Source organism: Serratia ureilytica, from assembly GCF_013375155.1.
Taxonomy (GTDB): Bacteria; Pseudomonadota; Gammaproteobacteria; order Enterobacterales; family Enterobacteriaceae; genus Serratia; species Serratia ureilytica.
In genome coordinates, this window is sequence record NZ_JABXOF010000020.1 from 26,299 (window position 1) to 47,764 (window position 21,466).

General features: G+C 44.6%; 28 protein-coding genes. 1 reads left to right on the forward strand and 27 read right to left on the reverse strand.

Annotation, left to right across the window (positions count from 1 at the left end; translation table 11 throughout):
- Positions 1-18 precede the first annotated feature (18 nt).
- From HWW83_RS24865 to HWW83_RS24930, 14 genes are all read right to left on the reverse strand, one after another.
- Positions 19-1,842 carry a type IV secretory system conjugative DNA transfer family protein gene (locus HWW83_RS24865; protein ID WP_176589708.1) on the reverse strand — a complete coding sequence of 608 codons (1,824 nt, stop codon included), beginning with the start codon at positions 1,840-1,842 and terminating at the stop codon, positions 19-21.
- Entirely contained in the window at positions 1,829-2,860 is a 1,032-nt protein-coding gene (gene virB11 / locus HWW83_RS24870; RefSeq protein WP_176589709.1) for a P-type DNA transfer ATPase VirB11, read from the reverse strand. The genes HWW83_RS24865 and virB11 overlap by 14 nt, the downstream gene beginning before the upstream one ends.
- A 1-nt stretch (position 2,861) precedes the next feature.
- Positions 2,862-4,139, reverse strand: a complete 1,278-nt coding sequence (gene virB10, locus HWW83_RS24875; protein WP_176589710.1) for a VirB10/TraB/TrbI family type IV secretion system protein — start codon at positions 4,137-4,139, stop codon at positions 2,862-2,864.
- On the reverse strand, positions 4,132-5,046 hold the full coding sequence (gene virB9 / locus HWW83_RS24880; protein ID WP_255326682.1) for a P-type conjugative transfer protein VirB9: 915 nt from the start codon (positions 5,044-5,046) through the stop codon (positions 4,132-4,134). The genes virB10 and virB9 overlap by 8 nt, the downstream gene beginning before the upstream one ends.
- Positions 5,043-5,729 carry a VirB8 family type IV secretion system protein gene (locus HWW83_RS24885; RefSeq protein ID WP_060452218.1) on the reverse strand — a complete coding sequence of 229 codons (687 nt, stop codon included), beginning with the start codon at positions 5,727-5,729 and terminating at the stop codon, positions 5,043-5,045. Before HWW83_RS24885 ends, virB9 begins: the two co-directional genes overlap by 4 nt.
- A 171-nt stretch (positions 5,730-5,900) precedes the next feature.
- Positions 5,901-6,950 (reverse strand): TrbL/VirB6 family protein, encoded by a 1,050-nt coding sequence (locus tag HWW83_RS24890; protein WP_176589711.1) that lies wholly within the window; start codon positions 6,948-6,950, stop codon positions 5,901-5,903.
- Between the two features lie 45 nt (positions 6,951-6,995).
- Positions 6,996-7,250, reverse strand: coding sequence for an EexN family lipoprotein (locus tag HWW83_RS24895; protein WP_176589712.1), 255 nt, complete (start codon positions 7,248-7,250; stop codon positions 6,996-6,998).
- On the reverse strand, positions 7,247-7,972 hold the full coding sequence (locus HWW83_RS24900; protein ID WP_176589713.1) for a type IV secretion system protein: 726 nt from the start codon (positions 7,970-7,972) through the stop codon (positions 7,247-7,249). Before HWW83_RS24900 ends, HWW83_RS24895 begins: the two co-directional genes overlap by 4 nt.
- Positions 7,973-7,984: 12 nt before the next feature.
- On the reverse strand, positions 7,985-10,729 hold the full coding sequence (locus HWW83_RS24905) for a VirB4 family type IV secretion/conjugal transfer ATPase (RefSeq protein WP_176589714.1): 2,745 nt from the start codon (positions 10,727-10,729) through the stop codon (positions 7,985-7,987).
- A gap of 17 nt (positions 10,730-10,746) precedes the next feature.
- Positions 10,747-11,037 (reverse strand): TrbC/VirB2 family protein, encoded by a 291-nt coding sequence (locus HWW83_RS24910; protein ID WP_176589715.1) that lies wholly within the window; start codon positions 11,035-11,037, stop codon positions 10,747-10,749.
- Between the two features lie 10 nt (positions 11,038-11,047).
- On the reverse strand, positions 11,048-11,680 hold the full coding sequence (locus tag HWW83_RS24915) for a lytic transglycosylase domain-containing protein (RefSeq protein WP_085337690.1): 633 nt from the start codon (positions 11,678-11,680) through the stop codon (positions 11,048-11,050).
- A gap of 152 nt (positions 11,681-11,832) precedes the next feature.
- Positions 11,833-11,982, reverse strand: a complete 150-nt coding sequence (locus HWW83_RS24920) for a hypothetical protein (RefSeq protein WP_176589716.1) — start codon at positions 11,980-11,982, stop codon at positions 11,833-11,835.
- On the reverse strand, positions 11,966-12,205 hold the full coding sequence (locus HWW83_RS24925; RefSeq protein WP_085337691.1) for a hypothetical protein: 240 nt from the start codon (positions 12,203-12,205) through the stop codon (positions 11,966-11,968). The genes HWW83_RS24920 and HWW83_RS24925 overlap by 17 nt, the downstream gene beginning before the upstream one ends.
- 82 nt (positions 12,206-12,287) lie before the next feature.
- Entirely contained in the window at positions 12,288-12,755 is a 468-nt protein-coding gene (locus tag HWW83_RS24930) for a transcription termination/antitermination NusG family protein (RefSeq protein ID WP_060452212.1), read from the reverse strand.
- Between the two features lie 221 nt (positions 12,756-12,976).
- Here HWW83_RS24930 and HWW83_RS24935 point away from each other — a divergent pair, with 221 nt between their 5' ends.
- Positions 12,977-13,258, forward strand: a complete 282-nt coding sequence (locus HWW83_RS24935) for a helix-turn-helix domain-containing protein (protein WP_072274604.1) — start codon at positions 12,977-12,979, stop codon at positions 13,256-13,258.
- 482 nt (positions 13,259-13,740) lie between these two features.
- Here the strand turns inward: HWW83_RS24935 and mobP1 are convergent, their stop codons facing one another.
- The 13 genes from mobP1 to HWW83_RS25005 all read right to left on the reverse strand — a co-directional run bounded on the left by mobP1 (position 13,741) and on the right by HWW83_RS25005 (position 20,834).
- Positions 13,741-14,886, reverse strand: a complete 1,146-nt coding sequence (gene mobP1, locus HWW83_RS24940; protein WP_176589717.1) for a MobP1 family relaxase — start codon at positions 14,884-14,886, stop codon at positions 13,741-13,743.
- On the reverse strand, positions 14,876-15,433 hold the full coding sequence (gene ddp1, locus HWW83_RS24945; protein ID WP_085337693.1) for a DNA distortion polypeptide 1: 558 nt from the start codon (positions 15,431-15,433) through the stop codon (positions 14,876-14,878). Before ddp1 ends, mobP1 begins: the two co-directional genes overlap by 11 nt.
- A 462-nt stretch (positions 15,434-15,895) precedes the next feature.
- Positions 15,896-16,099, reverse strand: coding sequence for a hypothetical protein (locus HWW83_RS24950; protein ID WP_085337694.1), 204 nt, complete (start codon positions 16,097-16,099; stop codon positions 15,896-15,898).
- Positions 16,100-16,294: 195 nt separating this feature from the next.
- The gene (locus HWW83_RS24955; RefSeq protein ID WP_085337717.1) at positions 16,295-16,504 is read right to left on the reverse strand and encodes a hypothetical protein; all 210 of its coding nucleotides are present in this window, start codon (positions 16,502-16,504) and stop codon (positions 16,295-16,297) included.
- Between the two features lie 126 nt (positions 16,505-16,630).
- Positions 16,631-16,816: a hypothetical protein gene (locus HWW83_RS24960; protein ID WP_139831044.1), complete on the reverse strand. Its 186-nt coding sequence runs from the start codon at positions 16,814-16,816 to the stop codon at positions 16,631-16,633.
- Positions 16,817-16,930: 114 nt separating this feature from the next.
- On the reverse strand, positions 16,931-17,446 hold the full coding sequence (locus HWW83_RS24965) for a J domain-containing protein (protein WP_176589718.1): 516 nt from the start codon (positions 17,444-17,446) through the stop codon (positions 16,931-16,933).
- Between the two features lie 122 nt (positions 17,447-17,568).
- Positions 17,569-17,775 (reverse strand): hypothetical protein, encoded by a 207-nt coding sequence (locus tag HWW83_RS24970; RefSeq protein WP_176589719.1) that lies wholly within the window; start codon positions 17,773-17,775, stop codon positions 17,569-17,571.
- A gap of 482 nt (positions 17,776-18,257) precedes the next feature.
- A complete protein-coding gene (locus tag HWW83_RS25755) occupies positions 18,258-18,689 on the reverse strand; it encodes a helix-turn-helix domain-containing protein (RefSeq protein ID WP_230298461.1) in 432 nt (143 codons plus the stop codon).
- Positions 18,686-18,955: a hypothetical protein gene (locus HWW83_RS24985; RefSeq protein ID WP_176589720.1), complete on the reverse strand. Its 270-nt coding sequence runs from the start codon at positions 18,953-18,955 to the stop codon at positions 18,686-18,688. The genes HWW83_RS25755 and HWW83_RS24985 overlap by 4 nt, the downstream gene beginning before the upstream one ends.
- Positions 18,948-19,508, reverse strand: a complete 561-nt coding sequence (locus HWW83_RS24990) for a hypothetical protein (RefSeq protein WP_176589721.1) — start codon at positions 19,506-19,508, stop codon at positions 18,948-18,950. Before HWW83_RS24990 ends, HWW83_RS24985 begins: the two co-directional genes overlap by 8 nt.
- A 41-nt stretch (positions 19,509-19,549) precedes the next feature.
- Positions 19,550-19,831, reverse strand: a complete 282-nt coding sequence (locus HWW83_RS24995) for a type II toxin-antitoxin system RelE family toxin (protein ID WP_074031970.1) — start codon at positions 19,829-19,831, stop codon at positions 19,550-19,552.
- Positions 19,821-20,072: a type II toxin-antitoxin system Phd/YefM family antitoxin gene (locus HWW83_RS25000; protein ID WP_085337699.1), complete on the reverse strand. Its 252-nt coding sequence runs from the start codon at positions 20,070-20,072 to the stop codon at positions 19,821-19,823. The genes HWW83_RS24995 and HWW83_RS25000 overlap by 11 nt, the downstream gene beginning before the upstream one ends.
- Before the next feature lie 69 nt (positions 20,073-20,141).
- Positions 20,142-20,834 (reverse strand): hypothetical protein, encoded by a 693-nt coding sequence (locus HWW83_RS25005; protein ID WP_085337700.1) that lies wholly within the window; start codon positions 20,832-20,834, stop codon positions 20,142-20,144.
- Between the last annotated feature and the right edge of the window lie 632 nt (positions 20,835-21,466).

A 21,466-nucleotide genomic window follows, 5' to 3' on the forward strand; every position in this document is an offset into this window, starting at 1 on the left:
GATTATTCCTCACTTAATTTAAAACAGCTCTGCTTCCAGTTCGCCTAATGAGAGCATGACTTCTTTTGATGGGTAGTCGAGGCCTTTACCAAAGGCCACGCCTTTGTTCCTTTTTTTCACTTCGTTTTCAAGTTTAGGAGAAACAGATACTAACTTATCCATAAAGTAGTGATCGTTGAAGTAGAAGGCCTTATCACACTTAATCGGGTTTTCACCTTTAAGAAGTATAAATTCTTCTTCAAACTTCAATGTACCCAGCTCTTGTGGCAATACCAATGCACGTTGCGCATCTGATTCTGATTCCCCTCGGGTAGTCGAACTTTTCGCCATGCTCCGGCTTTTCCCTTTGTTTTTTACCGTGGTATAACCCAGCTTTGCGGACACCTCATCGGCATCTTCTTTTTCACTGACCGCATAAATCACACGGCACGGGTGGTTAGCCATCAACGACTTCGCGCCATACAAACCATAAATCTCTATGAGCTGGGCGATATTTTGATAAATGGTCAACAGCTTCAATTTGAAACCCGCAATAAAGCCGGACGCTTTTTTGATGTAATGCATCGCACCAATTGAAGGGAACTCATCGAGTAAAAACAAAACATCGTTTTTGTTTTCCGGTACAAAGTCGGGGTTTTCTCGCATACTCACGTCGATTGCAAAGTTAAAAAACAGATTTAAGAATGAGTCCGCAATCTTTGCATCGTCCGCGTTAACACCGATATAGATAGTGATTTTCTTTTTGCGCAGTTCGCGCAAATCAAAATCGTTGCGATCGGTAGCTGCACGAAAAAGCGGTAACGTAAACGAATCGAGTTTTTTCTGGAACGTCTCCTCTGTACTGGATTTTGCTTCCCCCTCAGCCTCAAACAATTTTTTTATTTTGTTGAGTGCGTCGGTGATGACGTAGGTATCGTTCATGTTTCCATCAGCAAGCGTAACCAGTTCTTCCCGATCGCTCAGTAGCGCCTCCTGGTCTACGGCATAGTAGAGATCAAGAACCGTACCGATTGAAAACACGGGTTTTACACCGATGTTTTCAAGGTACTTTTTATCATACTTGATAAGGAAGTAGAGCAACTCTGTAAACCCTACAAATACCCGGCTCGCGGCACTGTTAAAGTGGGCTTCAGGCCCGGTCAATCCGATTGACGGCCAACATGTTTCCGCGAGGTTCTTTAAATAGCCCGCTCCTTTCTCCGATGCGAGATCTATATAAAAAAGCGGGTTAAATCCGTGGGTTTTACTGCTGAACGGGTCAAGCAGGTAGACTGAGTGACCCAGCACACGTTGCCGGAACTTGCTGGTTATCATGTAACATTCTTGCTTCGGATCCAGCACAATCATCGAGTGAAGCCAGCTCAATAGGTTCGGTATTACAACAGCCGCCCCCTTACCGGCGCGTGTACCTGCGCCCATCGAGATAAAATCAGGGGCAATGTATCTAATGAGTTTGCCTTTGTATCTGCCGATGATAACGCCGCCTTTTGACTCGTCCCCCCAGGTCACAACCTTCGAGCGACGAATATCAGACTCTGAGGCAAACTTTGCATCACCGTATAAATTGCTCTTGGTTTTATTCCCGGACAATAGCGCAACAGCAAAAAGAATGATTGAACCAAGAAACCCGATCCCCAATGCCTTAATTGCGCTTAATCGAATATCAAAGCGAATATTATCACCGGTCAACACCTGCCATAACATGCCAAATCGATAGGATTTAAATATTCCTTTAACCCCGATGCCGTTTAACGGGTAAACGGCAACGGTAGCTATCATCCAGACAATCGGCAGTGAAACAACGATTAAAAATATCCACGGCTGTTTGTTAAAAGATTTCATCTCGGAACCTCTTCTGATACGCCTCTTTATCGGCGTCCTTGAAGTAAATTTCCCCGATCCGCCGAACATCCCCCTCAACCTGGATGCTGGCTATCACGTCAATACAGTTCAAAACCTTGCTGAGAATGACGCTGTACGGCAACATCCGGCATTCGCTGTTCTGATAGCAGCGCTCGATTAACCCCATGATCGCCTCGTAAGGGCTCCCGGCATGGAGACTCGTAATTGCTCCCTCATGCCCCGAGGTAACGATTTTCAAAAAATCCCATGCCTCGCCGCCGCGCACCTCTGTTTGCAGGATGCGATCGGGGTTCATACGGTAGTTGGCGCGTAATAACGAACTGGATGTGACGATTTCATTTTCACCATTACCCGACTCACTCGGATAAAACAGATGAACGTAGTTTTTATGCTTTGTGAACTTAACCTCCGGGTTATCTTCCAACGTAGTGATACGTAGGTCGAGAGGAATGTAATCAACCAACGTTTTTAAATAGGTTGTTTTCCCCGAGCCGGTTTCCCCCACAAACACCATCGTCTTGCCGTATTCGATACACTTTTCCATAAAAACAGGAAAGTCTTTATCCAAATACAATTGCAATAACTCAGCATTACGACTGCTTTGCTGTTCCTTTCCAGATATTCGGTTGTAGAAACCTGAATCAATGTATTGTTGATGAGGGATTTGGACATACGATGGTTTTCGAAGCGTAATGGAGACTGTATCCCGCTCGCAAGCGGGATTAAATATCACCTGACCACGTTCACCTGATTCTAACGTCGCGGAAAGAATCGGCTTTAGATTGCTAATTTCATCTTTATGAAAGTTAGCTAATTGACGTGCAAACTTTTCGCAATCATCAAGCGGCAATTTAACTTCATGTCGGTTCCATTTACCGGCGATTTTTGTAAATAGTTCATTGGGACGATTAACAGCGATTTCTGTCAACCCTGGAAGGTCTAGAAAATCGCCAAACATTTTGTTTCTCTGATACTCAAGGCTCTCATTTTTTGCCATGTTATCCCCGCTTATACTGCAATCGGTAGATTTTTGAGAAGTCGATATCCCGGCCAGTGACCAGCGTGATGATCTCACCCTGATTTTTGTAAATCGTCGGTGGGATATTGACGCTGTTTTCAAACGCGGTTTTCGCCATATCGGCAAACGCCTGACGGCTGTTTTCCGTGTAATCGGTATTGCGGTCTTTTTTACCGGCGCTGTCTGTCGCGGCATTCGCAATATCAGGGATGATCCCCAGCATCATCGCCCCAACAAACCGATCATAGAAATGTGTATCAACCCAGCCGTCCATACCCGCTTCGCCGAGCTCACCGGCCGCCGCTGTATCAACCAGCGGGATATCCAGGAACGGCTTCTGTTGGGTTCTCAGCTTGGTAGCGATGACGAACGCGCGCGCCTGGCCGTGGCGAAGCGTTCCCGTCTTGTAGACCAATGTCGCCACAGTGCCTTTATCGAGCAGCTTGGTGTTCTTACTGGCGCTATACACATCTTCCGTCAGCTGACATTGCAGTTTACCGGCGACGTCCGAAATAAAGCGGCGAGTCAACGCACACGGCAGCGAGGTGTTCTCCGGTAAGTAAAGGTCTGGGTTATACGGTATGCGCCGTACCGCCTCTAAAGCCCCCTCATCGCCCTCAGATGCCGCGTTAGTGTCTGCGCCTTTAGACGGTACAGCCTCAGCTTTCTCGGCGTCCTCTTGCGTCTCCTGCTTGCGGCTAGAGCCACTCGATTGACTTGATGAGGTGTTATCACTGACGACCGCCAACGCCCTGGAGAATGTAATAGGTGCCGGTGCGCCAGGTGTAGCGGCAGTGGCTTCAGCACCAGGTGTGCTTTCTACCGACTCCGCTTTCGGCGGCTCTTCTTGCTTGAAGGGGTCAACACCCTGACCGAGATCGCTACGCCGGTTAACGCTGCTTTCCGTGGATTTTACGGTTTCTGGTTTATCCGTATTATCCGGCGACTTGTATTTTGAATAGATTTTAAGGCCGACGACCGTGGCAATTATCAGCGCCAATGTGATGAAAATCAGCCCTTTTAATACCCGGTCTTTTTTGCTTTTTTTGAGCTTAATAACTTCCGGCTGGTGAGTTAACACCTCTTCTTCAACATCGTTTTCCCGCGCTTCTCTTTCCTGTCGCTCGCGTAACTCCTGCTCTATTTCGGCGACGGTTTTTTCTCGCTGTTGCGTTGGTGAGTTATCAACCTTCGCTTTTTCTTCTCTTTCCCTTAATTCTTGTTCGATTTCATCAGGCGTTTTATTTTCGTTACTCATTGTCAACCTCCACGCGCTCGACATTTGGTGAAACCGTCGAACCATCACTCACCGTAACCTTCCCAAAGCCTTTATTGACCAATCCAATAACTGCATTGCCATAACGCAAGACAAAAGATGGATTGGTTTGCGGGATAACGATGACTTTGTAATTCCCCTTTTGTTTAATCCCTGGGTTGGTCGCAATTTCTTTCCCATTGGAATACATAAACGCGGCAGGCAGCTTTTTCACCGGCGAAAAACCGATATAGGTAAACCGACCATCGTCATAGGCAAAATCAGGCGTGATCATGCCGCTGTCTTTACCAACCTGCATGTAGTATTCCCAATTGCGCGGTGCCTGGGCGTTAGCCAGGGCTTTCTCTATGCGCTGGTTCTCTTGTTGCTGCTGCAACTCTTTTAACCGCGCAGCTTCCATTTTTGCGGCTTTAGCGCGGGTTTCCTGTGGGTAGGTATAGCTGACCACATAGGAGATCGTTCCCGATGGCTTACCGGCCTCCTGAACATGCAGCTCGACGCTGTAGTATCGTTTGGTCGTGACGATAAAGAGGTTCGTCACCCAATCCTTACTCGTCGGCTCAAACACCTGGTTAACCTGCTGGCCGTTCTCGCCAGGAACCGGCTGGGCGATCGGAACAGCCCGGATATAGACGCGATTAGCGTCATGCTTAATATCCCAGCCTTTTTCCATGCCTGGACGGGCATCAAGCACCGTCTCTTCATCGTCAAACACCAGGGTAGAAAGATATCCGACACCGGCAGTGATCACCGTCGTGTTAGACGCGTTATAGCTGACCTGCTGCATTCTGCTGTCATAGCCTCGACTGCTTGGCGAAACAGCCGCCCCGGCCGTTTGCATCAGCAAGACACTACTCAGCACAAGCGCGATGGTTCCATACTTCATCATGGCGTCACCCCGTTCTCTTTTTCGGCTTCATAGCTGGTCACAACAAAGCCGAGCTTGTTGATTTCACGCTGTTCCTCAGTGAGATCCTTGGTCGGCACATAGCGGAAAGTGATACGCGCAACCCAATATTCTTCGCGCTCCATACCGGATTTAATGTTACGGATGGTTTTCTTAAATCGGATGGTTGCCAGCAGATCAGGTTTTGTCGCTTCGGTGATAAAATCTGAAATCACATTGATTCGAACTGTGTTATCAGCATTGTGATAAATCACATCAGGAGCGTTCTTGCCATTAAATACGGCGAGATACTCCTTATTCACATCATCCGAGTTATAAGCTTGAACACGGTTATAGTCGTCTTGCAAAGAGAAGTAGTTATACCGCTCCCGAAGTTCGATATAATTTTCGGCGTTCACTTTATTGGTTGCCAAATCCCCGGAGATACTCTCTTCGGTAAATTCGCTCACCTTACTAATGGTTCCTGCTGCCTTATCCAAAACGTAAAGGCTGACTTTAGTCTCTTTCAGCGGCAGCAGGATAAGAATGGCGACTATCGACAAAATGGCGATAAGCACACCGACAGCGCCGATAAAAAAGCCTACTTTTTTATCACGCTCATCCCGCTCCATGTTTTTTTTCTCAAAACCCTGAGCGGCTTTTATTGTCTTTTCGATATTAGACATTATTGATTACCTCCGCCGAATTAACAGGAACCAATTCACCCGATGCCGAAGGTGGCAACGGTGAATTTGAAGCACAGCCAGCTAAGACGCAGATAAGCGCCATGACAATGAGTTTATTCATGTGAATTACCTAATTAGAATGGGAATTGCTGTGAAACTGATGAATGAATATCAAGACGCGCGTGAGTTGTTCCGCGCAATAACCTTTTGTACGACAGCACGACCAACGCGGCCAGCACCATAACCCGTACCGGCAGAAAGGCCGGAGGACTCTCTTTGCTTCCAGGAAGTACCTTTAGCCCCTTCGATAGTGCCGCGCCCAGCGTTGACAGTTCCCCGCATAACACCGCCAGCGGCTTTAGCAGCTCCAAAACCGCCAATAGACAGCCCTACTGCCGCCATACCTTGAACAGCGCCCTCAAGACCAACGCCTGCTAGTTGTGCGGCAAACTTCGATGATAACCAGACGACAAAAGCACATATAACGCCAGCAGCACCGGCCATAGCTCCCATAGTAATTAAATTGGACTCATTTGCTGAGGCTTTTATAGTTTCTAGAACGCCATTTAGATATTTTATACCGGAAGATAGAACTAGGGTCGCAAACATCAGCGTTAGAATGGAAGAGAAAATAGATTGAAGCCAGTTATTAAACATTGTCCTTAAGAAACCGAACATCAAACAAAAAATAAACACTGGAGCTGTAACAGTTAAAAGAAGAATTGTAATCTCAGCACTTAAGAAAACAATGGTTGTCAATAATAGGGCTACCAGTACCCCAGCCCACACTAAGATAGAACCTATACCACCTTCCATTTTAACATAGGTAGAAGAATCTAGATCTAACAAAGTCCCACTAATTTGTTGAGCTTTGAACCAAAGTTGATCAAGATAGAGCCAAACGTTATCAGAACCAGACAAACCTGTTTTCAGGCCGTCAAGTGCGCTGATAGCCAAATCTAAATATCCGCCTCCATTCTGTAAGAATGCTATAATAATGCTCATCTTACCAACTTCGAAAACAGTATCTTCAACAGGTCGTTGAAGTTTGCCCGCCATAATACGATACCCTTGAACAAGCATGTAAATTGTTATTGATGCTTGAATCAATGTAGAAAAAAGCCCAGCATAAAAGGCCATTTTACCTTGTGTTGAGCTTTCAATCGTATTCATGACAAGCTTATCCATAGATTGGAAAAAATCTGTGGCTTCACCAGGCATGAGTGCCTCCTAAAAAATCAGCCCTGAATAATCAGGGCTAGATTGTTACGCCGACTTACGCATTAGTGGTAGGAACTTGCTTTCTAATTCGGCATCCCCAGAACGAGCAAAACTGATAGCAGCTTTTCTTGCGTTCTCACAGTTTTGACTTGCCTCGCCAGAATCAATGCACTTCTTATAGACATTGAAGGTTTCTTCTGGATGGTCTTTATACCAACTTTCCGATTTTGGTTCGTCTTTACATCCCGATAAAAAACCAACCGCTATAGATACAATTCCTACAGTAATAATTTTTTTCATGAACCCAAATCTCCGAATTTTGGTAACGGTGCATTTATTTGCTGCTGCCGAAACGCTTTCTCGCGTTTCTGTTGCAACAGCTTATCACGCTGCTCCGATGCCTTCATGTTCATTTCCCACTGATTTGATAGCACGTTGAGCTGAACGCTTTTTGCCTGGATGGCATTAGCCAGGTCTTGCGATTCTTTCGAATCCTTCGAACCGGCGATGCGGCTTGAAAGCAAGGCGATATCATTCAGTGCCGTGTTGATCTGCCCCTGCACCTCAGTGGTCTGTTCAATCGCCCACGCCTTATTGACCGTTTCTTGCTTGCAGATATTGATGTAGCTCTGCGCCTGCTTCACGTCACAAATATCGAAGTCTTTATACTTATTATAAAGACTGTCCAAAGCCCCAGCCGGGGCGCTGTTCGAAGTCAGCAGATCATTGAGACTGATACCCTGCTTTTGAAGGTTGACGATATCGTTTTTAAGACTTTGCCCCTGCGCCACAAGCGCCTGAATATCCCTTAACCCGGTTGCCGTCATCAGCTGGTCTTTATAAGCCTGGATTTGAGAGCGGTAATGCTGCGCGGTATCCATCCACCGCTTGGCTTCCTTAACCCATTCAGCCTCACGTAGCGGATCAGCATCAACCATAACAGGTATACCTGCAATCGCAGGTATAGAACTACTCAATAAAGCAGCCATAACAAAACCAGCGAGTAATTTACGCGTAGCCATTTTAATCACCTTCTATAGAGCCAAGTTAAGATAAGCATCGAGCCATTGCTCCGGCTTCATGCCCGGTTTGAAAATAGAGTCAAATATTTCGAGATTATCTTCGCTGCCGCTCAAGACTTTTGTATAAACGCCAAGGCAAGATAAATCGAAAGAAACCAACGCCGCGAATTTCTGAACATCACCTTTACGCAGCGCAGTTTTAACGATTAAAAACTGGCGAGACTCCGGGTCTATATTCTTGATTATTTCAAAATGCGCGGGGTCAACTTTTGCACCCTCAACATACTCGGCATAATCTGCTTTTGGGTTTGCCAAATAAATATCAGTGGAAGTCTGCTCAAGCGTCGCCTTAGAGATTTTATGCTTTAACACTTCATCTAAGGATTGCGTTGCAAAAATCACGACACCGTTCAACTTGCGAATGGTTTTGAGTTTGTTATAAACAAAATCAGCAAACGCATCATTTGCCAGCCACTTCCAGAACTCATCGAGAATAAGAACCAAACGACGGCCATCTAACAAACTTGTCACCCGGTAAAGCAGATAGAAAGCGATCGGGGAGCGTGTATCTTCATCATCGAGGAACTCTGTACCGTCGATGCCGAAATTATCAATATGGCTAATATCAAACGAATCTTCATCGTTATCAAAAACCCAACCAAAATCGGCACCTTTTTTCCACTGTGATAAACGGATACGCAATCCATTCTCTTGTGCCTGCACAGTAGTCGATTCGTTCAGGGTTTCGAGGACGCGAGTTATGCCATAAGAGCGTAATTCCTTTGGCAAGTCCATCACATCATCGACAGCCTGGTATAAGTCGATTTCCTGCCTGGCCGTCAATACCTCACCACGCCTGGTGACGATGAGCTTCATCAGGTTTTTGACAAAAACCCGATTACGCTTCGTTGGCTCCAGTTTAAAAGGGTTCCATCCTGTAGGCTCGCCTGCTTTGACGCGGAAATATTCGCCCCCAAGTGCACGAACGTTTAGTTCAGCCCCGCGGTCTTTATCAAAGAAGACGGTGGTAAGACGTTTCGTTTTAGCCTGCGGTGAGAAAGATTCTGGTGCCCGGTATTTCTGCATTGCACACGCCAACAAACATAGGAGCATGGTTTTACCTGAACCGGCTGTACCGATGATCTTGGTATTCCCTAAGGTTTTCCTATTGAAATCATCCTGCCCCATCATCGTGTTATGAACATTCAGATAATACGGTGCCTGGCTGTTCGTTTTAGCAATCACAATCGCTTCACCCCACGGGGTTTTATCCCGCTTACCACTCAGCACAGAATGAAGCGAAGTGAGCTCAACGAAGTTCTGACTACTCACCGGCACCAGACGAGGCCGTAAATGGTAAACACCCGGCAATTGAGCGCAAAAAGCCGCTGGCAACGACAACGTTGAGAGCGTCACGATCAGGCCGATATCCGTCAGCGTAGAGCGGATCTGGTTGGTGTCTTTAATCAACTGTTCAAGCGAATCGGCATAAACCAAAAGAGAATAGTGATACAACCCAAAACTGATATCGCCAGAAGTCAGCATACTTTTGGCGATTTCAAGGTCTTCCTTCTCTTCTACAGCGTCGTCCTGCGTACTACTCAGCCGTTTTTCCTGATCATGGATGGCTTTTTTGGCCTCAGACTTACTCATGCTGGTAAACGACTGAGTTAGCACATACTCAATGGGCTCGTAGATAAGTGAATCCAATAACCCCGGCTCAGTTAATTTTGTAAAACCTTTAATTTCAATGGAGCGGAAATATCGACGGGAGTCGAAATTATTAACTTGTGCAGAGTCAGAACTAATAAATACGTCAGAACTACCAAGGAGCTCATAAAAGGGTGTGTTAGTGACCAAAACATCCTGCCACGCACCAGTAATGAGATAGTTGTAAAAGCTAAGTTGCGAAGAATAGACTCGGTTGTTTTTTTCAAAAAGTCCCAGCGCTTTAGGCCGATAGCGCTGCAACATGCTTTCAACAGAAGAACGTAACTCGTTCATGCGTAGTATCGCATCCTGTTGTGTTTTCTTTTTGAATTTGTCGCCCTTCGTCTTTCTCTCTGCCTTTTCCTCCTTATTAAAAGGGATAAAGCACAAGGTTACATAAATTCGGGTCTTGTAGAAGGGTTTGGATTTTATGCCCCCATAAAAAAGAGAGGATACTTTATCAGCAAATGGATTACCCGAAGGCGAATCAAGGTCATCATAAAATTTACAACGTGGTTTATGTACATAGAAAGTCACTGCCTCGCCCGAGTAAGAGACAATACCTTTATTAAGTTGAGTAGCCAACATATCCAACACATCTTGCGTTTGGCACTCAAACGGTTCACCGTCAACTTCCCACGTTGCCACTAAGTCAGAACCGCGATTTTTAATAATAGCTTTGTCAATGTGTGACGAATAGGGAATGATTTTTTCTAATGGTGCTCTTTGGTTTAACTTCATAGCGTCTATAAACTCCGTAACGTCCACGGCATCATAACTTTGGCAACTGATCGTTGAAACACCGTAGAAATTATTATTGACTGAGTTCCCTTTGGTTTTTAGCCAAAGAAGCATCAGGTCGAAGAAATGCTCGTCCTGTGATGTTTTTCTTCGCATGTATATAAAAACGATGGGGATCAGTACCCATAGGAACTTAGTAAAAACCAGACCAGCCATGAAGAGAACAAAAAAAACTATTAAAGCAGGGGCAACAGGCACCCCTATTAATAGCGGAGGTCTGGTTAGCGCTTTAAAAACGGTAGCCATAGTTACCCCTTGCCGATTTAGGAAATGACCAAAGCCACGAATTCGGAGATACCAATCACGATACCGGCACCAATGATGACGTTTTTCATTTCCATCAGTGAACGACCATCAAAGAACACTTTAAAACCAACCCAAAGACCAGCCAGGGTTGCAGTCGCGATAGCAATGGTATGTAACCCCGCAATGATCGCATTCAGCATCTGGTTTACTTTTTGAAAACCGTTGGCCGCGTTTGCATTGACGCTCACGGAAACCAGGGCTAACAGAACAGCAGTGTTAAGAGCAGACAGGTGTTTTTTAATAAACATAGGATTTCCTTCAATTTTTAGACAGTTGTATATCACCACGAATCAGTCGTGATGGATAAATGATGATTGGTGAATTAGAACGTGACTCTTTAGCTTCTTCCTCTTTCTTTACTTCCCCCTTATCTTCCTTAGTGCTAGGCACAGCAAAAGTTTTCCCTGGTGAGTTTTTATAACCAATACGTTCAACGTAACTCGTCTGATTAAATTCAGACTCTTTCTTTTTCCCAGCATCAAAATTGCCGGTGTAATAGCAGCTCAAAGCGTTCTTGAGCGTTTTTCCCCTGGTGTAGCAGTCGGTGATGATTTTCTCGAAAACAGAAAGATTTGTGCATGGGTCGAATAGCTTCTCAGCATCAACGTTAAATTGCTTAAAGTTAGTGCTCGTAATTTGCATAAGCCCGACCGAGTAACGTCTTTTCTTTTCCTCTATTGCCTTGACGATAGATAAAGCATCGAATTTATTGCTCGGCATATGCGATATGACGCTTTTCCCGTCTTTCAATCTTTGGCTTTTAGGAATTATTTCCGCTATGGCATACGGATTAAATCCTGACTCCACCCTGACAACATCCATCGCTGTATCAGGGTGCACAGAGGCCGCGCACTGCATCGCAAGCGCGATAAATGTTGTAGATGAAATCACGTTAGAAACTCCAAATATGACGTTTTATTGAATAACGTAGATGAGGATAACCGAGAGCCAAAACAGGGCGCATCCAAGTAAGGTATAATGCCATGCGTATCTAATTAGAGAATTCATAAAGACCCTCTCAAATAGAAAATTAGTTACATTAATTATTTAGACGTATCTTTAATGCTAGGCTTATAAACCACCTTGAATTTATTGTTATCGACAATTGCCTTACCGCCAATACTCTTGCACTGGGTTAAATCAACAGGCGAAGATACAGCTAAACAAATAATAGCTTTAGGTTTGTTTTCCATTGCGATCGCCCTCAAACGCTTTGATGATATCGTTCTTGGCCTTTTCCCCATGCAGATCGATTAGATACTGGAAGAATTGAGCCGTTGTGATTTGCTTGCCGGTCATAAATGAAACTTCAATTGCCAGTTTTTCTACTACCTGTTTTCGGGCAGCGCCAACATAAACGACGCCATAAGCCGTGGATGGCTTTTTAATACGTTCAAGACCTGTATTCGATGACATGGATACTCCTGATATAGATGCAAAAAAAGCACCGCTGATGGTGGTCAGCGGTGATGAATAAATTACGTGATGGGAGTAAAAACTAGTGGGCGTTTCTTACATACCCGTCCAGAAAGCTGATGAGAGAAGCCATTCGATTTACAGGCTCGCTTTGCCCGTTAATTTCTTCCAGTTTCGCCATAAGGTCATCAGGCACATTACTGTAGGAAACTGATTGGTCACTTTGATCAACTTTCGCAAACTCAAGGTTGCGCAGGCCGTCGATAACAGCTTCCGGCAAAGGCCGCACTTGGCCGCCAATCTTAACAAACTCATTCACACCGATCAGCTGTGTGATTTTGGTGGTGTGGACGACCTCTGGATCGAAGTACACAAACAGATATGCAGGAAACAACGGACGCTTATTGATTCTCACGCTCGTCTTACTGTCTGCTCTCTTCGTAATGACCGTGAGCTTAGGTGTGTAATGTGTGACCGACAAGCGTTCGAACCCAGCCAGGATTTGCTGGTACGCTTTCGGGCTGTGGTAAAGCAGAAACCAACCCTTCATTTAGAACCTCCTTTTCCACGCTGACGCCCTGAGCGATCCAGGTGGATATCCCCAATACGCGCCACGTCATAACTGTATACATATACAGTATTATGTAAATCTATGACATGTGCAACAGTCGTTGTGTTTGGTGATTCCCTGGTGTTACGTAATTCGTAACATCAAAAATGATAAGTGATGGTAAACGTGAGCCTCTGTTTCAATTACTTATCAGGTTTGCAATGGTTCCGAAGAGATTGAGAACTGCCAGATTATACGCTGGGTTATCCCAAGAAAAACTAGGCGTTCTTAGCGGCATCGATGAAGCGTCTGCCCGTGCACGGATCTCACGGTACGAACACGGTGTTAACCGCCCTACCTATGAGCAAACACGCCTCTTTGCCAGAGTCTTAAACGTCCCTACATGCTACTTCTACATTGATGACGATGAGTTCGCCAACCAGGTCTTAGCGCTGTATGACAAGACGTATAACCCTGCTATGCCGCCGCGCGCATTCTATTGATGCTTTACCACGCTGACGCCATTTCCGATCCAGATTGGAGGGGAAGCGGGTAGGACTCGATCACGTTGTTATCTATCTATACACTACTACATTCATATAATATCAAAACTTCCGGCCAAGGAAAGTATAAAAATCATTTACACTATGCCAGATTTTAAAGATATGACAGTGTAATAAGCCACTTTATTACCATTAAACCAGTCGTTTCATCCATGTGAAAAATCATATCTAGATCAATCGATCGGCTTGCGGCTAAAACACAAACAAAAATACTTTTTTACTTCATCATTTTATCGCTAAGGTTAACCGATCAATATCAATAACTTGCAACCAAAGGTGATAACAGCAAGTACATCAAACCCACCTTTAAAAACAGAACAAAGACAGAAATATCTTAAGATGTCCAATATATATCCTATGGAATATATCAAATATATCTCCTAAACCATTTAGAGCAATTCTACATAAACAGATGACATACCTTAGAATTTGAATAAGCCGACTCTGACGCCCACTTTTTGTTTCTCCTGTTTCATGAGGCTCATCTTCGCTTCCTGGAACTGCTTGATGCTCATGCCTTGCTTGATAGCTCTTTGTGGATCATTCAGCACTTCAACCTTGTTGAAGTTAACGCTGCGGTCGATTCCCATGACACCTTTATTCTCTATCACCCAATTGTTGCGCTTAGTCTCCTTGTAACCTTTAACCTCGCCTTGTTTATCGAACAAAGGCACTTTAACCGTTGTCTCACCTTCCTTCTTGATCTTGATAACGCTTCCCTTATTCACCTTCTCACGCAATAGCTCCCCAGGAAGATTTGTCCCCCAAATCGTAACCTCTTTGCCGCCCTTTATAGTCTTCAACTGAATATAGTTCTGGCGTTTGTTTTTCGGGTCATTTTTAAAATGAGTCCTCCCAAAGTCTACAACCTCATACAGATTCCTGGTGCGGTCAGGTTCAGACTTTAACTTATGTTTCAAGGCAAAATCATGCTTATGTGTAGCTTTTACGTTATAGCCTTTTTCCTGCAATTTATGAGCGAAGCCAGAGCGCAAATCTCGCAAGTCTGCTTTTCGGATATTAATTCTCACACCAGAATTATCGGGAATGCGCAAAACCACATGAACGTGAGGATTATCAGTATCTTTGTGATAAGCCATAATGAAGCGGTTGTCAGGATATTTTTCTTTAATGACGCTCTGAACCGAATCAAGCATATCTTCCTGGGAAACACCAACAACGGCATTAGTGTTAAACATCATGTTATGCGAAATATTTGGATTTTTATCATCATCAATTCTTAGCCGGTCTTCGGGGGAGATCATATAGTCGTAGGCATCCGACATATCCTTTCCACCTTCATACTCACGACCTTCATCATCCCTCAGCTTGAGATCGGCATCGCGGCTAATGTAATTTATAGAGTTTTTTATACCCTTGGCGGTTTTAGCGTTACCGGTGATCTTCACCATCACTTCGCGACTAGCCCCTTTAGAAGCGATACGCTGTTTTACCCCTTTCTGATAAGCATCACCGCCATTCCTGGCTTTATGCGCTAAAGGGTTCTTAGCAGCCCGCTCACTTCGGGCTTTCTTGATTTTATACTCCTTATCAATGCTAACGCCCATTTCGTGTACCTCTCTTGCGGTAATTGCTTCTATTAATTCCAAGTGTGGTTAGCTTATCAACCTGCGCTTTTAGCGCTTCAATATTTTCATTAAGCCGCTGCACATCCTCTAAAAAACCATCATCATTGATAGTTAACATTTGCTTTTTTGAAATGATGTAGTGAAGGTTCCTTCCTACTACATCTACAGCATTTCGCGCACGCCGGAGTTCTGCAACCTCATCCGGGTAAAGCGCCGGATCGCTACTTAATGATGAAGCCAACCTAAACCTTGATTCCTTTGACAAAGACCAACCATTTTTAATGGCTTCACTCTGCAATTTCTCTTTAAGTTCCTGGCTAACCTTTATATTCAATTTTTCAGAGTTATCAGCAAAGTCAAAATCCTTTGCTTCATAGCTAAACCCTTCATTATTGGTTATAATTGTCATGGCTATTTTTTTTAATAATGAGGCTGGGGTTAATCCAGCCTTAGCCGCCTCTAATTTTAAAATTGCGTCGTCATCGCGGTCTAACCGTATTTGTATTTTTTTGCTTTCATCTTTCATCGAGAGCCTCCGGCAGCATGGAAAATGGCTACATATACGGAATGAAATGACGTCATATGTGGCTAATTTGCCTATCTTGCATCGAGTTGTGATCCTTTGCAAGCCCGCTTACCGCCCACATACTGCTGATTTATTTTATTATTCGCTGATAAAGCAAGTAGTTAACGCATCTAGATGTTTTCGCTACGCGAAACCATCAAGACAACGGAAATCACGCCCAGGTCGCCGCTATGCGTCAACCTGGCCGCTCACCGTTGCAGGTGCGTTAGAAATGGCACTGTGTCGCTTAGATTAATTATAGGCTTAGCAGGGCGGAGGGAGGGGTTTCGCGCTATGCAAGTATGTAACGCCTTCGGCGGCTGCGGGGGAATGAAACAAGGGTGATCTTCTGTGACGTTCTTTTCCCCCTGACATGCCCTTTCGGGCATAAAAAGAGGGAGCCTAAGCCCCCTCAATCCAACTTTATCGAATTTGCGTCAAATCGTATTTTCGTCCATACCATTCGACTAATTGCGCCGGAGTCTCTTTTGCCTCAAATGCCTGTAGAATGAAATCCTCACTTAACGACACATCTTCCATCGTCACCCCGTATTTATGCTCAAAAATCCGTTTGACGCCTGCCTTGTAGTAGTGAATTGACTTCATGTAAAACGGCTTGTCGGTCATAGTGCATACCCTCGCAGATAGTCTACCCACCAACGCAAGTCGTCCCATGCGTGCGCTTTCATTGCCGGTATGCGCGTTTGTTTACCGCTTGCGAGCTGATTTGCTAGCTGTATAATGTCAATTGGCATCTTTAATTCCTCGACAGTCTTAGATTTGCCTGAGAGCCGGATTGTTAGCGCAACCCGGCTTTCATTTTTAGAACGGTTGGATCACTTCATTCACTTCTTTGATGACATATTTTTGTTGAGGGTTGTTCTGACCGAAAACATATGCGGCATCATATTGATTCAATGCATTGGTGATAAAGTGGCATTCAACCAATTCACCATTTACATTCTCAGCAATGAAAACCACGTCAAAACGAGTTAAGCGGAGGGTGTCAATGTTGCGGGTAATATTGTTCATAACGTAAACTCCAATCACCTTCGGGGTGTGCCGATCGAATCGCTCTTGATTCAATAAATTCATTATACATCGTTTGATATCAGATGCAAACTTTTATATTCATAAATTTAAATTTAATGGCGTGTGTCAAACTTTAATTTGATGTCGGGTTGTATATTCTGCGTAGTATCGATTGCCGTCTATATTTGCTGGGGTCAGGGTAACGATATACCCGGAGCCTGATTTTTCCACGGCTTCTAACGGATAATAAGACCGGTTTAATATATTTAGAACCATATCACCCACCACTAATTCTTTAGTTTTCTTTTCCATTATGTAGCCCTCTGCTGTAGTGAATATTATCTATTCGACAAATCCATTACACATCGTTTGATGTCGATTTCAATATATGATGACAAAAATAAGGCGGGTTTCCCCGCCTTTTTATTAATTTGTTTTTTCTAACTGTTTTTTACCTCTTGCTTTTCTTTGTCCGCTTGTTCCATACATTTCGCGGATCTCTTCAATTGTATGTGTTTTCCTGTTGTACACGCTTTTATGCTCTTCCGGTCTGTAATACCATTCTTTTTTGGTTGGTGCCCATTTGCATTTTAACGCTTTGAGCATGTCTTTATGGTTTCGGGTTTCCCCTCTAATCCACACCCAATTGCCAATAACCTCGAAAATCACCCCCTCCATTGTCACAAGTGTTTTTAAAACACTCTCAATTTCTTCTCCATAATTATAAATATCATCTTCATTCACGGATTGAAATTGCTTGATCTTCTCTAAATTATTGACGAGAAATTCATACGCTGCATTGACCATTTTCATCATCTCTGCGCCGATTGGTTTTTTATCTGGATGATACTTAACAGCGAGGCGTTTAAACGCTTTTTTGAGTTCTGCCTGATTAACTTCACCAGTTAAACCGAAAACATTGAGGGCTTCTTGAATATTCATGATTTTGTTCCTATCGCCGTTCGGGGCGTACCGTTCAAATCACTTCTGACTTGATAAATTTATTATACATCGTTTGATATCGAGAAGTAAATAAAAAAGACGGGTTTCCCCGCCTATAAATTCTATTTATCTATTATAACGATGACTGGTTCTGTATTTTCCGCTTGTACTGATGCAGATCCAGCCCAATATTCATAAAACCCTTGCTTTGCAGCAAGCTCTTTTATTGCATCTTCTTCTTTTGAAAAAGCGGACAGGCTTGATTTTCCAACCATTATCCGCCATTTTTTTCTATAAAACTTAACCTCTAACTTGGGAATCTCATACATATTTAATTATCCTATCGCCGTTCGGGGCGTACCGTTCAAATCACTGCTGATTTGATAAATCCATTATACATCGCTTGATGTCTAAATCAATGTTATTATGCGCGTAAGCGCATGAAAAGCGGCATAAAAGAGTTATATATTACACCGCGGTTAAACCGCTGAAGCCCGCCCTGGGGCGGTACGATTTTTCATAGGCAACATCACCCATCCCCTCCCTGCAAAGCCCATACGGCCTCACAGGCGGATAATGCGTAACACTTCCCCTTCCCTCGGTGAGCGGTCAGAACGTCGTGCAGCGACGTTTTGAGCGTGATTTCCGAGGCGTTAGCGGCTGCGCTTGCGCAGACGGTTACGGGGGAAGATGCAGAGGACGAACAGAAGGGAAAGAATGCCATCACAATTGTCGCCGGCGCCTGGGCGCCAACGCCAAAAATGATGGTCTTTTTACACCTGGCGCCCAGCTGCAGGACGCTATTTTGATGTCAAATTGACAGATACGGGTGTTTACCAGCCAGCAAGAGCAAGTAGTTATACTCTCCTACGGTTAAGGTTCCGCGCGTGTTTGGATTCTCTTTGGACTGCCAGCTACGCGGCAAGCAGCCAAATAGTTCAGCGGCTTGTTCGACGCTCAATCCGGCCTCTTCCCGTGTCCGCTTAACCTCATCAGCAGACGGTTTGTGCTGTACCGTCATCAATGCCGGTTGTTTCTGCGTCAAAACATGCTGCGGATGTTCACCGGCCAGCAACAGCAGAAACTGGAACTCTCCGGGGCGTATGCCGATCGTCTCTTTTGACGTTTCAGACTCCTTTTTCTGCCACGTTGCAAGCGTCACGCCGAACAAGGCCGCCAATTCTTTTTGCGTCAGGCCAAGTTGATTTCTCAACTTAGCAATTTCGGTGCCGGTAGCTATCATTCTTCGCCCTTAAAGAATTCAGAATCGAGTAAAATTTTGGTTGAGCGCAATTTAGGTAAATCCATCCCTTTTAATTCTTTTTTACTGTTTGCGGTAAACTGAGTAACCTGATCCACAAATTCTTTTTCCGTACCGTCAGGAAAGCGCTTGCGTTTAATCCGTGTGAATACGGCCTCTAACTTGCCGTCATCCAATTTAAAAACTTCTGTTTTGAATGTGTTCATGCCGCTGGAACCGGCATGATAATAGACGCAGGTCTTAGACATTACTTTGCCCTCTTAATTGACTAATAAATCCAACGAGCCGGATAATTTCATCCATCGTTAACCCTTTAAGGTTAATTTTATAGTTATCGTAGCAGTAGCGCTGAACCTCACCGCCGATCCCCTCGTGATTCAATTCACAGACTCTGTCACTGTGACCGTAACGAGGCCGCTCTACGCTGACTAAGCGCCCCAGCGCATCGATAAACCATCCCTTCACCTGCTGCCGTTCGGCCTCTCTTTCCCGATCGCTGACCGCTTTAGCGAGCTTGTCCTGGGCACCGTCCAAAAGCCGCTTGCGAATATCACGACTGATCGCCGTTGGTGTTCTACTGTGGGAAATATTAATCACGTTGTCGCTGCTGTTGTCGATGACGGCCAGAAGGTGAAACTGATGATATGAGCAGGTGATTATGATGCTGTAATGCCGGTATTCAGGAGAGCGCAAGACTTGACGCCATTGTTCAGACTTTAGGCGGTCGATGTGCCACCCGTTGCCAAGTAGCAAGCAGACTTGTTCAAGGGTGGTAATTTGCTGATTTGAAAATTCTTTCATGTTGTACTCCTATCGCCAATCGGGGCGTACCGTGTTTAATATTATCGTTTGTCGGCGGTTAAATAGACTTCATCCCCTGCCCGCTTGCCAACAGCGATCACCAGCAGGACGATTTCGTTGTCGATGACTTCGTAAACCAGTCGATAGCCTGACGAACGTAGTTTGATTTTGTAGCGGTTCTGGCGGCCACTGAGTCGGGACGCTGGGACATGTGGATTCTCTAATCGCTCGGCCAGCTTTTTTTTCAGCTGCTCCCTGATCGGATGCCCCAGCTTTTCCCACTCTTTCAGCGCCCGCTTCTCAAACTTGAGTTTATAAGTCATCGAGAGAAACGCTCACGTACTCGGCATCTTTCATGCGCTCATCAGCGATTTGATTGAGCTCCGCATCTTCGGCCAGTTCGCGATAGTATGCAAAAAGCTCAGGGGGAACGCAGTAGAACGCTGGTTCGTTGCGATTGAGGATCGCGATCGCTTCACCGTCTCCGTCAGCAACGGTTCCCATCGGATTTTTTTTCAGGTCGGTGATAGACGCCGCCGTAGTGGTTAAGATCTGGTAAGCCATATGCACCCCTCCTTTAAATCAAGTTAGAACACCAATATTAGCACCATTAAAAGCACCTTTCAATGTGTTCTAGCTGTGGAACTCATCTTCAAACGGTTCCATTAATTCATTAATATATTTAACACCGACTTTATCTTTTATATCTTCTTTCAATCGCTGGCAGATTAATTTGACGGCGCTGGTTTTAGCTGCCGTTTCGATTTGGCAATCATAAAGGCGTTCTAGCATGTATGTTATTTTTGTTATATTTGAACCGTATTTTGAATGGGCGTAAATTAAAAACTTCCCCCCTTCTTTATCGTTGAACTTTTCCATAAAAATGGTTGCTTGCGAATCTTCATCATAGTCAAATTGTTCAAGAACAATTTTCTTTGTTTTCTCTGGAAAGCTAACCTCAATAAAATCTATTTTTTCCCCTTTAATTTTATCGAGGAATTCAGAGAAGGAAGGATAAACTTGAGCAAACGAAATAAATTTATCAGCAGGGACTGAACAGGTATAAAAGCAATCAATGCCGTCATCCATTTTTGATTGAAACCCTAAATCACGGTCATAATGGCTTTTACAAAACTCGACTAAATCAGTTAACGCGTTTTTTTCAGACAACCGCTCATCGGCAATTATCGTCTGTTCCTGAGTTTGCTCGTAGTAGTCAACATCACCGGCGCTGATCGCTTCCAGGATCGCAAAGTCCAACAACTCGCACTGTGACAGTATGCTCATCTCAATGCGATGCATCTGTATGTTATTGATTCCAGCCATTAATAATTATCCTTGCAATGTAAACAAGTACAGCCGAACTACCTGGAGGCTCGGCGACCAGTAAGCCTATGCGACCGGCCAGCAAAAGCAAAGCGACAATGCTGATAATGCTCAAACGCTCTCAGCGGGCTTTTGAGCGTTTTGGACGGTTTGGCGAAGGGGTTGCATTACAGAATGTCGTATAGCGCCTCTGAGAGCTTCACAGAGAGAGTCAAAAGGATCCTTTTAGGATCTTCCCCACCGCTCGCCGCAGTTTTGACTAGCGGAGGCAAGCAAAGCGCCGCCGGAGTCTGTCAAAACGAGGAAGCGGAATAGCTACCGGACGTTATGAGAGCACGCTCACACCTTAGCATATTGGGGCGATCAGGAGGTCAGACCGTGGGTTTTGTGGTTTCGGGTTATCCACAGGGGTTTGTATTACTGATCTTTTTTTACTTATTAAAAGACTTAATTCAAAACTTACTTAAACTTGATCTTAACTTAATAGACTTAAGTAACATTTTATTAACATATTTATATCTTTATTTTTCAATGGGTAATTGTTTGTTTAGGGTGCCATCTAAGCTTCAAAGGTGAACGCCTATGCCGTTAAAGGTGAACGCCTATGCCGTTAAAGGTGAACGCCTATGCCG